Below are 13,869 nucleotides of genomic sequence, written 5' to 3' on the forward strand. Positions count from 1 at the left end.
TTCGATAAGTAGTTATTCTACAATCAAATTTTTCAACGCAGTTATCGAGCATTTTAACAAGCTAGGATGAGCAGATATTTACTACGATTGGTATAATAACTACCAGCGCTTTGCTGCATCCTCATCACTGTCTCGCGCTTCAATCCAGCGCTCTTGATCAGTCAGGCGTTCTTTTTTCCAGAATGGCGCTTTGGTTTTCAGGTAATCCATCACAAACTCACATGCTTCAAACGCAGCGCCACGGTGCGCACTGGAAACACCCACAAACACAATTTGGTCACCGATATCTAGAGCACCTACACGGTGGATAACACGAACATGTGTCAGCGGCCATCGTGACTTGGCTTGCTCAACAATCTCAGCCAAGGACTTTTCCGTCATGCCCGGGTAATGCTCCAGGGTCAGACCCGTGACATTGTCGCCAAGATTCATGTCGCGAACTTTGCCGATGAAGGTCACGATAGCGCCATCGCCAGCATGATCATTCAATCGCTGGTATTCATCTGCGACGGAGAAATCCTGTTCTTGTACTGAGATCATTGATCAGCCTCCGGTCACCGGTGGGAAAAAGGCAACCTCGTCACCTGCTTTCACTGGCGATGACAACTCAGAAATGGTCTGGTTGATTGCTACCAGAAGCTTACCCTGCTCTAGAGCAAGAGCCCATTTGTCGCCTTTTGCGGCAAGATGCGTGCGGATTTCTTCCGCTGACTGGAATTCACCTTCCAGTGTAAGTGATGCCGTACCGACAAGCTCTTTAACTTGCGCAAAAAAGAGTACCTGAATCATCCTTCCACCTTAAAGTGTCCTGATTTGCCGCCTGTTTTTTCCAGCAGACGAACCTGACTGATAACCATGTCTTTTTGCACAGCCTTACACATGTCGTAGATTGTCAGTGCTGCCACTGAAGCAGCCGTCAACGCTTCCATTTCAACACCTGTTTTACCGGAAAGCTTACAAACCGATTCGATACGCACCTGCGAAGTTTCTGGCAAAGCCTCCAGTGATACTTCCACTTTCGACAACATCAAAGGATGACAAAGAGGAATCAAGTCCCATGTGCGCTTAGCAGCTTGAATGCCGGCTATACGTGCAGTTGCGAACACATCACCTTTGTGGTGCTTGCCTGAAACAATTAGCGCCAGTGTATCCGCCGCCATGGTCACAAATGCTTCCGCGCGTGCCTCTCGAACCGTTTCCGCTTTCGCGGAAACATCCACCATGTTTGCCTCTCCAGAGGCATTAATATGTGTAAAGCCGCTCATGAACTATTTACCTAGGTGCGGCATGAAGTTACATGGACGATGGCTCGCATCCAACTGCTGCTTAATAATGCCATTCCAACCAGTGCGGCATGCCCCTGTTGAACCTGGCATCCCAAAAATGACAGTGTGGTTAGCAAAACCGGCAATCGCGCGAGACTGAATGGTTGACGTGCCAATTTCTTGGTAAGAAATCGCGCGAAACAGCTCACCAAAACCTTCCACTTCTTTGTCGAAAAGTGGTTTCAGCGCCTCTGGCGTGCTGTCGCGGGAGGTAAACCCAGTACCACCAGTGATCAACACAGCCTGTACGTTTTCGTCAGCAATCCACTGGGAAACAATCGCGCGGATCTTGTAAATGTCATCAATAACGATTTTTTTATCCGCCAGTTGATGACCCGCATCTTGCAGCGCATCAACCAGGAACTTGCCTGACGTATCGTTTTCTTCAGTGCGAGTGTCGGAAACAGTCAGAACTGCAATTTTTGCAGGGGAAAACTCAGTAACAGCGTGACCCATAAAATTTGAACCTCAATGAATGATGTCTTGAACGGCGTTATCCGCCGATAGAAGCCAGGTGCGGCGTCATGCCTGTGTGCCCCTGATCTAGAAAATGACTTTGCTTTTTGTTTGCCAAAGCGTTCTGAATACGTGCAATCAGCGCCTTTTCCTGCGTATCGTCCTGAAGCAAGTCACGGAGTTCGACACCGTAATCACCAAACAAGCACATGTGGAGCTTGCCCACGGCAGAGACGCGGAGACGATTGCAAGAATCACAGAAATCTTTCTTGTACGGCATGATAAGACCAATCTCACCGGTATAGTCTGGATGGCAGAATACCTCTGCTGGACCATCGCTTTGATTGCGGACCTTCATAATCCAACCATTAGCGATCAAGTGATTTCGGATAGACACACCAGACACGTGGTGATTCTCAAACAGGGAATTCATCTCGCCCGTTTGCATCAACTCGATGAATCGTAGTTGGATTGGCTTATCTTTTATCCAATTCAGAAAGGCGGGTAACTCTCCGCTGTTCAGGTCTTTCAGCAACACAGCGTTGACCTTTACCTGCTCAAACCCCGCATCGAAAGCGGCATCAATACCACGCATCACCTGATGGAATTTATTCTCACCGGTGATCTGATGGAACATACGAGGATCAAGACTATCAACACTGACGTTGATATTAGTCAGACCCGCCTTATGCCATTCCTGTGCATACTTCTCAAGACGATAGCCATTGGTTGTCATGGCAATTTTCTCAATGCCCTTCTGCGCGGAGATCATCGAAACAATGTCAGTGAAATCTTTGCGCAGCGTGGGTTCCCCGCCCGTGATACGCACTTTAGAGGTACCACAATCAGCAAACGCAGCTACCACACGATGAAGCTCATCCAACGTCAGGAAGCTTGAGTTTTTTTGCGTAGGCTTATAACCGTCCGGCAAACAATACGTGCAACGGAAGTTACAGACATCAGTAATAGACAACCTCAAGTAATAAAACTTGCGATTGAAGGAATCTTCAAATTGAACAGCCACGAAACACCTTTCCAAATACGGGAGACGGACACATTTCTATGGCCGCCCTGGTGACTCAGGGTCACGGCCTAACCCGCATATTCTGGCGAACTTAGCGAGATAGGCTTCGGAGTTACCTGCGTCCGGTATTATCACTTGTGACAATAGAACCGGAGCTTTATGCATAATCTAGCAAAATTTATCTTTTGCTAACAAGAAATGTCCCTCACTTTCGTGCAGATATGCCAACGCCTTAACTTTTTACTCACTGTCTCAAAACACAAACAGATCTGAGACGGAACCTTAACGCACAATTTTGTCACAACCGATGTGTGGGATGTCTATTTGGACTTGGAAACGGAAATTTCAAGCCAACACCTCTTTTCCGATCCATACTCAATCAAGGCAAAACGTGATGTCATTGCATTTTGATAGTTCGCCAATCGCAAATTCGAATTGCATTTTGCGACACGGAAAATGAAATGTCCGTAAAATCAGTCATGTAATGTCTGGGCATTGAAATTGCACTATCGATTGTACGACACGGGTATTTAAGTAGTTCCGATTAAACACATAAGAAAAGGTGGCTCAGGGAAGAAGTGCTAAGCCACCAGCAAAAACCGGGAGCTAATGATGACAATTACTTTGCCAATCCTCTTCAACAACCGTCATATCCTTCCTTCCGGCCGTCTGCCGTTGCGCGTGACACCGGGAGAACAGTTGAACACCGTGAAGTATGCGATGCGTAACGGCATGGACATCGGCGTTTGCATGGACGAAACCAGCCCTATTGGCGCAGGTATTGGAACAAGGGTCACTATCGAAGATTTCAGCGTGGCTGCAGATAGCGGAGCGCTAACGATAACAGTATGCGGTCACGAAAGCTTTGTGATCGACAGCATTAAGGAAAACGAAGCTGGCGTTGTCGAAGCCGTCTGCCAAACTCTACCAGCATGGCCGGAACGTGCAGTCAGTAACGACGCTCAACCTTTGGCAGAGCGCCTGCTGATTATGTTTGAGCGCTATCCTGAGCTGAGCTCGTTGCACAAAAAACCAAACTTTGATGACTTAAGCTGGCTTTGTCAGCGCTGGTTGGAATTGCTACCAATACCCGCGAGTGAAAAACAAGTTCTCATGGCTGCTCATACCTGCAGTGACACCGCAGAATACCTGCTCAGCCTGATGAAAGATCCTCACTAATCTTTCCCACCCTCACCGCTTAAAAAGACCAGTTCAGACTGGTCTTTTTTTGTTCTTTGCGTGACCAGAAACTTAAAAATCGGTTAAAAAAGCGAGAGAAACCGAATTCTTTTTCGAGTCATACCTTATTATTGGCAATAGAAATGATTAAAAACGAAGTGCGATGAAACAACCAAAACAAAAAATCGTTGCTGTTGGCGGTGGGCATGGCCTAGGTCGTGTCTTGTCAGCGTTGCGCGAGCACGGAGAGCATGTCACAGGTGTTGTAACAACAACAGACAATGGCGGCTCTACCGGCCGGATACGTGCCTGCCAGGGCGGGATTGCCTGGGGTGATACCCGAAACTGCATTAATCAGCTGATCACTGAACCTTCAATCGGTTCAATGATATTCGAGTACCGGTTTAAAGGTAACGGTGAGCTTGATGGTCATAACTTGGGCAATTTAATGCTGACAGCATTGGACAACCTGTCTATCCGCCCACTTGAGGCTATCAACCTCATTCGGGATATGCTCAAAGTATCCACCCATATTGTTCCGATGTCTGAGCACCCTGCCGATCTGGCTGCGCAAACCAGCACAGGGGAAGTGATTGCAGGCGAAACAGATGTCGATGAATTACCTGAACCACCAGCTCGTTTGATGTTGGAACCGGTTGTTCCAGCAACCAAAGAAGCGGTAATGGCTATTCAAGAAGCAGATCTGGTGGTATTGGGACCTGGAAGCTTCCTCACCAGTGTCATGCCGCCTCTGTTGTTGCCGGAAATAAACCGGGCACTCAAGCAAACGCAAGCCAAAGTTATCTTTATCCGAAATCTAGGAAAGGAACACGGGCCTGCAGGGCAAATGTCTCTCAAAACCATGCTGAATTGGTGTGAACGCTCTATGGGTGGTCGCGGAATAGATTTGGTATTGGGACCGGATATCGATGAAGAGCTCGGCGATGAGCACCAGCAAGTGGTGGCAGACTTGGCCTCTGCCAACCACCAGTGGCGTCATGACAGGGACAAATTATCCCAGTCGATCGAGCAGATCTTGCTGACCTGCTAACGCTTTATATTGAACTGCAGTACCCTGCAGCATTGTTGTCAGACGAGGCAATTGGTCATGAACCCATGATTCTTGGCCTTGTTTGACACGAGATTCACACTCACGTGCCAATTCTGCCAATTCGTCTGCGCCGAAACTGGCCGCACTACTTTTGATTGCGTGGCTAATTTCACGTACCTGCATTGCGCTTGGTGCTTCTGAAAGTTGATCTGAATATCGGGTTAGTTCGTCACTAAATACCACGAGAAGCGAAGATACCGTGTCTTCGCCTACTTCAACCGCCAGCCGCCGCAACGTCTCATGATTCACTGTCGACGCCATAACTCAGTTCCTTTTTTCTTGTGATTCTTGCCAACTTTGCAGCTTGCGATAAATAGTCGATGGGCTCACTTCCAACAGGCCTGCAGCCTGCGGGATGTTTCCATCACACGCGTCAATCGCAATTTGTATCGCTCGCTTTTCAACCAACCAAAGAGGTTCAATGTCAGCTTTCGTCACTGTCCCCTGGTTTACTAACGCTGGCGCGACAGCAAAATTTTCGTCGCGCGAAGGAGCAATTGCAGCTTGCGCAGTTGCTCTAGCAGGAGTAGATGCAATTTTGACACCAGAAACTGTATTTAGCGGCGGTGGCAGCATTTGTTCTGTGACTTCTCGCGCATTGTGTAACACGACAATATTGCGAATAACGTTCTGCAACTGGCGAACGTTTCCGGGCCATTCGTAGGTCAACAGACGGCTGGTCACCTCAGCATTGAAGGTACGAAAATCTTTTCCTTCCTCCATCGCAAACATCAGCAACAACGATTGCGCGATCTCAACCACGTCTTCACCACGATCACGCAGAGGAGGCAATGCCAACGGAATAACGTGTAGTCGATAGTAGAGGTCCTCACGGAAATTGCCCTTCAGCACTTCTTCCCAAGGGTCACGGTTTGTCGCACAAACAAACCGCACATCGACTTGTTTTACTTTGGAAGAACCTACTTTCTGGAAGGTTCCCGTTTGAATAAAACGCAGCAGCTTGGATTGAAGATCCAAATCCATTTCGCAGATTTCATCCAAAAACAGGGTACCACCATCGGCCATTTCCGCCGCGCCTTCGCGCTCGGACGCAGCACCAGTAAAGGCACCTTTTACATGGCCAAACAATTCACTCTCAATGAGATCTTTGGGTATCGCTGCACAGTTGATTGCCACAAACGGCTTTTTGGCACGCGAGCTTGCCGCATGCACGGCCTCCGCACACACCTCTTTACCTGTGCCACTTTCACCCGTAATGAATACCGTGGCTTTACTCGGTGCTGCCGAGTCGATAACACGATAAACCGCCTGCATCGGAACACTGTGACCAATAAAGCCGTAGTATGCTCCCTCAGGTGATTGCCCTCCGATTTTACTCTTTGGTTTCAGTGCGTTATTGACAGTTACCCGTAACAAGTCCGCCTCGCACGGCTTGATCAGAAAATCACTCGCCCCGTAACGCATGGCTTCAACTGCCGCATCAATTGATCCATGCGCAGTCATGATCACCACCGGAATGTCTGGGTGGTGTTGTCGAATTTCGGACAGCACGTCGAAACCGGAAATATCAGGCAAGCGCAGATCCAAAAGGACTAATGAAAAACTGCCTGAAGAAAAATGGTGAATGGCCTCTTGGCCAGTACTTGCAATCTCAACCTCAACATCAAGTGGGTTAAGATAAGACTTGTACAAAGCAGCCACTGAAGCGGTGTCTTCCACCATTAAAATGCGTTTTTTGGCGCCAGAATCTAGCATTGAACCCCCGCCATCGATCCCCAAATAAATCTATCTTTTTATTAGAAAGTCAGTACCAGTATAACGCCGATTTTTGTCTACACAGCACTATCGGCGCGTTTTGCATTGCAATTTGCAAAAGAAATTGCAAATAAGATTGTTCTAATGAACCGAAATTGCGATATTGAGCGGTAAAAATGTTGGCACACTTACTGCATTATTAAAAGCGACCCTTCTGGGTCACCTAGCCAACTGACGTTGTTTGTGAGCACTTCGTTCACTGAAACAAGATAGCCAACCGACCTATTTGCGGTTGGCTTTTTTTTAGCTGTTTCGAATGAATAACGCACGCAAATCAGCGATTTCGTCTCGCAAGCCCGCGGCTGTTTCAAACTCCAGGTTCTGGGCAGCCTCATACATTTGCGCTTCCAACTTCTGAATCTGTGCCTCGATCTGTTGAGGTGATTTAGCCACATAAGCCGCATCATCTTCTGCCACTGCCTTAAGTGATGCAGACACTTTCGGTTTTTGAGGTCGACGCTTGCCGCCAAGTTCCATCACATCTGCAATTTTTTTATTCAACTTCTGCGGTACGATGCCATGTTCTTCATTGTGTGCCTGTTGTTTGGCTCGGCGACGCTCAGTTTCCTCTATCGCGCGCTGCATCGAGCCTGTGATAGTGTCACCGTAAAGAATTGCCTTACCTGCAAGGTTACGCGCCGCACGCCCGATCGTCTGGATAAGCGAACGGTCTGAACGCAGGAATCCTTCTTTATCCGCATCCAAAATCGCCACCAACGATACCTCCGGCATGTCGAGACCTTCTCGCAGCAAGTTAATCCCCACCAGAACATCAAATTCACCCAAGCGTAAGTCCCGGATGATTTCCACCCTTTCTACCGTATCGATGTCTGAGTGCAGATAACGGACAAGCACGTCGTGCTCTTCCAGATACTCAGTAAGATCTTCCGCCATGCGCTTGGTCAGTGTGGTCACCAACACGCGCTCATCTTTCTTCGTACGGAGACGAATTTCAGAAAGCAAATCGTCCACTTGAGTCGATACGGGGCGCACTTCTATTTCTGGGTCAAGAAGACCCGTTGGTCGCACAACTTGATCTGCGATTTCACCATCTGATTTCTCGAGTTCGTATTTACCCGGCGTTGCAGACACATAGACGGTTTGCGGTGCCAGTGCTTCGAACTCGTCAAACTTGAGCGGGCGGTTATCCAGAGCTGAAGGTAATCGGAAGCCATACTCCACCAGCGTTTCTTTGCGCGAGCGGTCACCTTTATACATCGCGCCTATCTGCGGCACAGTCACATGCGATTCGTCGATGATGAGAAGGCCATCAGCGGGCAGGTAGTCAAACAGCGTTGGTGGTGGTTCCCCTTCCGTTCGGCCACTCAAGTAGCGAGAGTAGTTCTCAATGCCAGAGCAATAGCCCAGCTCCTGCATCATTTCGAGGTCAAACAGGGTGCGTTGGGAAATACGCTGCTCTTCAATCAGCTTATTGTTCTCCAACAGAACTTTTTTTCGGTCAGCTAATTCAACTTTGATGTGCTCAATGGCGTCGATAATTTTCTCACGCGGCGTCACGTAGTGAGTTTTCGGATAAATCGTCGCCCGAGGCAGATTACGTTCAGAAATCGCTCCCGTCAGCGGGTCGAAGACACTGATGCATTCCACTTCATCATCAAATAGCTCAATGCGAATAGCATCGCGATCAGATTCAGCAGGGAAGATATCAATCACTTCACCACGAACGCGGAACGTACCACGACTAAAAGCCTGATCGTTCCGGGTGTATTGAAGCTCTGCAAGCCGGCGTAGAATCGAGCGCTGCTCTATCATGTCACCACGGCGCAGGTGCAGCATCATCTTGAGATAGGAATCAGGATCACCCAGACCGTAAATCGCAGAGACGGAAGCAACAATCACGACATCGCGGCGTTCCATCAGGGCTTTGGTTGCGGAGAGACGCATCTGCTCAACGTGTTCGTTGATAGACGCATCTTTTTCAATAAAGGTGTCGGAAGCGGGCACATAGGCTTCAGGTTGATAGTAGTCGTAGTAAGAAACGAAATACTCCACCGCATTTTCCGGAAAGAACTCTCGCATCTCACCGTATAACTGCGCTGCCAGCGTTTTGTTAGGCGCCAGTATCATGGTTGGACGTCCCGCTTCGGCAATCACATTGGCCATGGTGTAGGTCTTCCCCGACCCCGTCACACCCAACAGCGTTTGGTGTGCAAGACCAGAATCCAGTCCGTCCAACAACTGGTTGATGGCGGTAGGCTGGTCACCTGCCGGTTTAAATGGCGATTGCAGTTTAAAAGTCTTGCCCATCTTGCTTCCGTGACTCAATCATCAAACCACTCATTTTGCGCGCTCAGTCCCCTAAGTCAACTGACAAGATACTGACAAGGCTCGGAGTTGTTGACACACTCGGTTTCCACACCGAAGATCTCTTCAATACTAAAGAGGTCGGCACAGCCCACCAACATGAATATCTGAGGAAAATGATGAAAAAAGTAGCGGTAGTAACCGGTGGCTCAGCAGGGATCGGCCTCGCGGTCGTCGATGGATTTATTGCAGAGGGATACACCGTTTACTCGCTGGATATTCAGCAAAGTCCTCGCGGATACTGGGTGGATTGCAATGTGACGGACTCGGCTGCTGTCGATGCCGCTTTTAATGTGGTCATTGCAAAGGAAGGTCAGATTGATGCCTTGGTGTGTAACGCCGGTATCCATTTCAGTTCAAACATCGAAAATACCAGCGAAGAAGATTTCGATCGCGTCATGAGCATCAATGTCAAAGGCGCTTACTACGCGATTCGTGCTTGCCTGCCAGCCATGAAAGCAGCGAAATCTGGCAGTATCGTGCTGCTTGGTTCAGACCAATGCACAATCGCTAAAGGCAATTCCTTTGCTTATAACCTGAGTAAGCACGCGATTGCGTCGATGGCAAAAACCACTGCGCTGGATTATGCCCTGTTCAACATTCGCGCCAACGCCGTGTGTGCAGGCACCACAGAGACGCCGCTTTATCACAAAGCAATTGATGCCTACTGCGAACGTTCGGGAGCAGATAAAGAAGCAGTCCATAAAGAAGAAGGCAATCTACAACCACTGGGACGTATCGCTCAGCCGGAAGAAGTGGCCAATATGGTCGTTTTCCTAGCCAGCGACAAAGCCAGTTTTATCACTGGCAGCCTTCATGCTGTTGATGGCGGCTACACGGCTCAGTAACCATGAAATTTATCGATCCTCACCTGCATTTATTCGATCGCCAGAAAGGTAAATACGGTTGGCTGCAAACTGGCAATCCCCCTTTCTGGCAGGATAAAGCCGTTATACAAAGGGACTTTTCTGAAGCAGACTTGCAGGTTTCTGCACCCGCAGAACTCGCTGGCTTTGTGCACGTTGAAGCAGGGTTCGATAATCAAGCCCCCTGGCGAGAAATTGAATGGCTGGAAAGTACCTGCCAATTGCCATTCAGAAGTATTGCCTGCGCTGATCTGACTCTCTCTTCCGAAGCCTTCAGTGAACAAGTGACACGCTTAAAAACGCTGAGCTCTGTGGTAGGGGTCCGACATATACTGGACAATGACGCAGTAGCCTTGTTAAGCAATCAGCAGGTAAAGCGGAATCTCACACATCTAGAGAAAGAAGGTTTAATCTTCGAAGCACAGTTTGATGCCAACGACGATAGAGCTGTTGCTGCATTTCTCGATGTCATTGGTCAATTACCTTCTCTCAATGTTGTCCTTAATCACGCTGGCTTTCCACCACCAGCAGATTCATCGGGTTGGAAGGAAAATATTGGGAAGCTTTCTGGTTTGAATAACCTTTGGGTGAAGGCATCAGGTTGGGAAATGACGGACAGACACTTCCCGGTTAAAGCCATTGCACAAACCGTCGAAACTTTAGTTGCAGCATTTGGACATGACCGAGTCATGCTGGCGAGCAATTTCCCTCTGACACTGTTTAGAACGTCTTACACCGGGATTTGGCAAGACTATCTCGCACTCGACTTTCCTAAGGAAGCTCTCCACAAGATCATGTATCAAAACGCTTCCACGTTTTATCGTCTCTAGGATCTATTGATCCTTTGGCTGAACGGCAGAGAAAAAACAACCCGCTCAAAGGCGGGTTGTTTCGTCATTATCCCATCGAGCGATTACTTAATCTCAATACGTGGTGAGCGCATGACCACTTCATCGTTCAACTCAATGCCGATACCCGGCTCTTCTGACACCTCAAAGAAGCCATTCACCGGCTGAGGATCCTGAATACATAGCTCGCGGTTCCAGGACTTAATCGCATATGTATGATGCTCGTGGATCAGGAAGTTAGGAATTGCCGTTTCCAGATGCAATGAAGCCGCAGTCGCCACAGGGCCACCACAAACGTGCGCCTGAATGCGAACATCGAAGATATCTGCGTAATCACAGACTTTCTTCGTTTCAGTAAAGCCGCCACACAGGCCGATATCCGGCTGCAGCACGTCAACGCTTTGGTCTTCCAGATACGGGCGCACACCCCAACGGTTATACAAACGCTCGCCACCGGCAATTGGCACGTTAACGCGGTCAGCCACCTTCTTATGCAGGGAATGGTTGAGGTAGTTCACCGGCTCTTCGTAATACATGCAGTCGAACTCTTCAGCGATCTCACCCAGCTGAATCGCCGTTGTTGCACCCGGCAAGCTGTGGCATTCAAAAATGATGTCCACTTCGTCACCTACCGCTTCACGAATGGCTTTCATACGCGCGCGGTACAATTTCATTTCTGCACGGGAAATGATTTTGGTGCGCTCGTAGTAGGTGTTGCCATCTTTGTCGTACATGATGGGGTCAACCTTGACCGCATCATAACCTTCAGCAATCGCTTTAAGCGCCGCTTCTGCATACTCTTCCGGCTGTGACAGTGCTTTGAACTCTTTGTCCCAATCAAACTGAAGCTGAGAAGCATAAGTACGCAGCTTGTCATTTACCTTACCACCCAGAAGTTGGTAGACAGGAAGGCCAAGTGCCTTTCCTTTGATGTCCCAAAGCGCAGTATCAATCGCACTCATCGCGGCATAGACAACAGGACCACCACCTAATCCCCAGAAACTCTCTCGCAACATACGCGACCACAACATTTCTGTCTGAAATGGGTCATGACCAATTAAGAATGCCTCGGCCATTTCTTTAATCATGTTTGCGGCTGCGCTATGCCCCAAATCGTAAGCAAGGCCTGCCTCGCCCACACCACTGATCCCTTCATCAGTGTGAATACGCACAAATACCGGGTTCCAAGGCGGTCTTTCCGGGCAATGAATATCGAAAACTTCGACTGACGTGACTTTCATCCATGTACTCCAAATCGTCTTTTTATTTTGTCTTTATTCCATAAAGCTTGGGTCAATGCGCCAAGCTTTTCGAAGAAGTGATGGCCAGGCAAGCTGCCCGCCTGTCGCACCGGAATGAACAACATTTGCCTGAGCAAAAATATTGTCCTGAATAGGCTGAGGAACAGAAACGGCTTCTTTGCCTGCTGCCTGCAACATTAACTGAACTTCGCATGCGCGCTGCATATCGTAAAAACGCATGAAGGCGTCGCCCACGGTTGGGCCTAAGGTTAAACCACCATGGTTAACCAGCAACATATGATTGGTGTTACCAAGATCTTCCTGCAATCGCTTTCGCTCATCTGCATTCACCGCAAGACCTTCGTATCCGTGATAAGAAAGCGAAGGCAGTGAAAACATCGAATACTGGCTAAGCGGTAATAAACCTTCTTTTTGGCTCGCGACCGCAATGGTCTCATTGGTATGCAGATGGATCACACAGTGTGCATCAGAACGCACTTCATGGATTGCACTGTGAATGGTGAAACCGGCAGGGTTAATATTGAAAGGGGTGTCGTCGAGGATATTTCCATCCAAATCGACTTTTACTAGATTCGAAGCGGTGACTTCGTCAAATGCCACACCAAAGGCATTCACCAGATAAGTATCGGTATCAGGTATACGTAAAGAGAGATGCGTATAGATAAGGTCATCCCAGCCCATATGGGCGACGAGACGATAGCAAGCCGCTAGGTCGACTCGACGTTGCCATTCAATCTCGCTGATTTTTCCTTTGAGGTTCAGTTTGGGTAGCGCTTCCACAGTTTATTCCTTTTTTGCTCGTTCCCTGCCCTTTCAGCTTGTCTTATTTGTGCTCGGCAGGCAAATAACTGGCGAATTTGTGCGGCCTTGGGAAGAAAATAATTAACACAGGCAATGTGCACAACTCGAAATTATCATTTACCGACGATCAACTGGACAAAAATCATTCAATCACTTTGTATTTAAAGCTTTTCGTACTAAAGCGTTCAATTCTTCTTCTACTCAGCATACTCAACAATGAGATCTGATGGGGATAAAAGTGTTGATTAACACACTTATCCACAGATTTTGTGGGTAACCCTCGCGAAGGCAAACCAGAAAAGTGTTCCAAAATGTCAAACCCTTTTTCCCATATTCGACAGTAAATCGACTGATCGCACACGAAAAGCACTTATGAGAGCTATATCACACTATCAATTTACCGGATCTCGTTACCATCTTGCGCACTTAAGCCAACAGGCAGACACACCCAACCCCAGCATTGCTTAAGTTTTGTTCAATCTAAGTAAAGCCTTTATCCGAAGCGTAATGACATAGGCAAACACATCACCTGTTAGAGGTGTAGTGAAGACGGCTGAAAATTTTTAAATAGACAGAGATCCAAGCCTTTATTTGCACCATACAAAGCCCACAGAACAAAAAATCAGCCAATCTTGATCGCACATTAAGCAGATGATTTAAATTCCTCAAAATGTGCGTTTTCGGTGGTTGACAGCCCACAGGGCGATAGCTAAGATTCGCCCCGCTTTGAGCGATTCCCCCTTAGTTCAGTCGGTAGAACGGCGGACTGTTAATCCGTATGTCGCTGGTTCAAGTCCAGCAGGGGGAGCCACTTTTCGTTAGCTTGTTCAAGAATGAGTTAACCGTCAGGATTGTCGCTTCGCGATATGTCGCTGACCTAGGCGGCCCCGTTGCAA

At 48.3% G+C, this 13,869-nt stretch carries 14 protein-coding genes, 1 tRNA gene and 1 riboswitch; of the genes, 5 read left to right on the forward strand and 10 right to left on the reverse strand.

From position 1 onward, the window contains the following. Window positions 1–99: 99 nt before the first annotated feature. The 5 genes from moaE to moaA form a co-directional block, all read right to left on the reverse strand. Window positions 100–540, reverse strand: a complete 441-nt coding sequence (moaE, locus tag D515_RS22415) for a molybdopterin synthase catalytic subunit MoaE (RefSeq protein WP_002541945.1) — start codon at window positions 538–540, stop codon at window positions 100–102. A gap of 3 nt (window positions 541–543) precedes the next feature. Further along, window positions 544–789: a molybdopterin synthase sulfur carrier subunit gene (moaD, locus tag D515_RS22420; RefSeq protein ID WP_002541946.1), complete on the reverse strand. Its 246-nt coding sequence runs from the start codon at window positions 787–789 to the stop codon at window positions 544–546. Next, a complete protein-coding gene (gene moaC / locus D515_RS22425) occupies window positions 786–1,265 on the reverse strand; it encodes a cyclic pyranopterin monophosphate synthase MoaC (RefSeq protein ID WP_039850558.1) in 480 nt (159 codons plus the stop codon). The genes moaD and moaC overlap by 4 nt, the downstream gene beginning before the upstream one ends. A 3-nt stretch (window positions 1,266–1,268) precedes the next feature. Continuing rightward, complete coding sequence (gene moaB / locus D515_RS22430) at window positions 1,269–1,781, reverse strand: molybdenum cofactor biosynthesis protein B (protein WP_002541950.1); 513 nt, start codon at window positions 1,779–1,781, stop codon at window positions 1,269–1,271. A gap of 37 nt (window positions 1,782–1,818) precedes the next feature. Further along, the gene (gene moaA / locus D515_RS22435; protein ID WP_002541951.1) at window positions 1,819–2,805 is read right to left on the reverse strand and encodes a GTP 3',8-cyclase MoaA; all 987 of its coding nucleotides are present in this window, start codon (window positions 2,803–2,805) and stop codon (window positions 1,819–1,821) included. After that, window positions 2,794–2,929: riboswitch (molybdenum cofactor riboswitch) on the reverse strand. (Overlaps the previous gene by 12 nt.) Before the next feature lie 485 nt (window positions 2,930–3,414). Between moaA and D515_RS22440 the strand changes: the two genes are divergently transcribed. Both D515_RS22440 and yvcK read left to right on the forward strand, forming a co-directional pair. Further along, window positions 3,415–3,984, forward strand: a complete 570-nt coding sequence (locus D515_RS22440; RefSeq protein ID WP_002541953.1) for an LON peptidase substrate-binding domain-containing protein — start codon at window positions 3,415–3,417, stop codon at window positions 3,982–3,984. Between the two features lie 163 nt (window positions 3,985–4,147). Further along, window positions 4,148–5,035, forward strand: a complete 888-nt coding sequence (gene yvcK, locus D515_RS22445; RefSeq protein WP_002541954.1) for a uridine diphosphate-N-acetylglucosamine-binding protein YvcK — start codon at window positions 4,148–4,150, stop codon at window positions 5,033–5,035. On the opposite strand, the gene D515_RS22450 is transcribed toward yvcK, so the two are convergent. The 3 genes from D515_RS22450 to uvrB form a co-directional block, all read right to left on the reverse strand. After that, the gene (locus D515_RS22450) at window positions 4,997–5,356 is read right to left on the reverse strand and encodes an Hpt domain-containing protein (protein WP_002541956.1); all 360 of its coding nucleotides are present in this window, start codon (window positions 5,354–5,356) and stop codon (window positions 4,997–4,999) included. The genes yvcK and D515_RS22450 overlap by 39 nt on opposite strands. A 3-nt stretch (window positions 5,357–5,359) precedes the next feature. Next, a complete protein-coding gene (gene luxO, locus D515_RS22455; RefSeq protein WP_002541958.1) occupies window positions 5,360–6,811 on the reverse strand; it encodes a quorum-sensing sigma-54 dependent transcriptional regulator LuxO in 1,452 nt (483 codons plus the stop codon). A gap of 303 nt (window positions 6,812–7,114) precedes the next feature. Beyond that, window positions 7,115–9,139: an excinuclease ABC subunit UvrB gene (gene uvrB / locus D515_RS22460; protein ID WP_002541960.1), complete on the reverse strand. Its 2,025-nt coding sequence runs from the start codon at window positions 9,137–9,139 to the stop codon at window positions 7,115–7,117. Between the two features lie 176 nt (window positions 9,140–9,315). On the opposite strand from uvrB, the gene D515_RS22465 reads away from it, so the two are divergent. Beyond that, window positions 9,316–10,044, forward strand: coding sequence for an SDR family NAD(P)-dependent oxidoreductase (locus D515_RS22465; protein ID WP_002541961.1), 729 nt, complete (start codon window positions 9,316–9,318; stop codon window positions 10,042–10,044). A 2-nt stretch (window positions 10,045–10,046) separates the two neighbouring features. Then, window positions 10,047–10,892 carry an amidohydrolase family protein gene (locus D515_RS22470; RefSeq protein ID WP_002541962.1) on the forward strand — a complete coding sequence of 282 codons (846 nt, stop codon included), beginning with the start codon at window positions 10,047–10,049 and terminating at the stop codon, window positions 10,890–10,892. An 83-nt stretch (window positions 10,893–10,975) separates the two neighbouring features. Here the strand turns inward: D515_RS22470 and D515_RS22475 are convergent, their stop codons facing one another. Together D515_RS22475 and D515_RS22480 are read right to left on the reverse strand one after the other, a co-directional pair. Then, a complete protein-coding gene (locus D515_RS22475) occupies window positions 10,976–12,151 on the reverse strand; it encodes a mandelate racemase/muconate lactonizing enzyme family protein (RefSeq protein ID WP_002541964.1) in 1,176 nt (391 codons plus the stop codon). Window positions 12,152–12,184: 33 nt separating this feature from the next. After that, window positions 12,185–12,952, reverse strand: a complete 768-nt coding sequence (locus D515_RS22480; RefSeq protein WP_002541966.1) for a class II aldolase/adducin family protein — start codon at window positions 12,950–12,952, stop codon at window positions 12,185–12,187. Between the two features lie 756 nt (window positions 12,953–13,708). Between D515_RS22480 and D515_RS22485 the strand changes: the two genes are divergently transcribed. Next, window positions 13,709–13,784: transfer RNA gene (locus tag D515_RS22485), tRNA-Asn, on the forward strand. The last annotated feature ends 85 nt before the right edge of the window (window positions 13,785–13,869 follow it).

The sequence above is a fragment of the Grimontia indica genome, from assembly GCF_000333895.2.
GTDB classification, from domain to species: domain Bacteria; phylum Pseudomonadota; class Gammaproteobacteria; order Enterobacterales; family Vibrionaceae; genus Enterovibrio; species Enterovibrio indicus.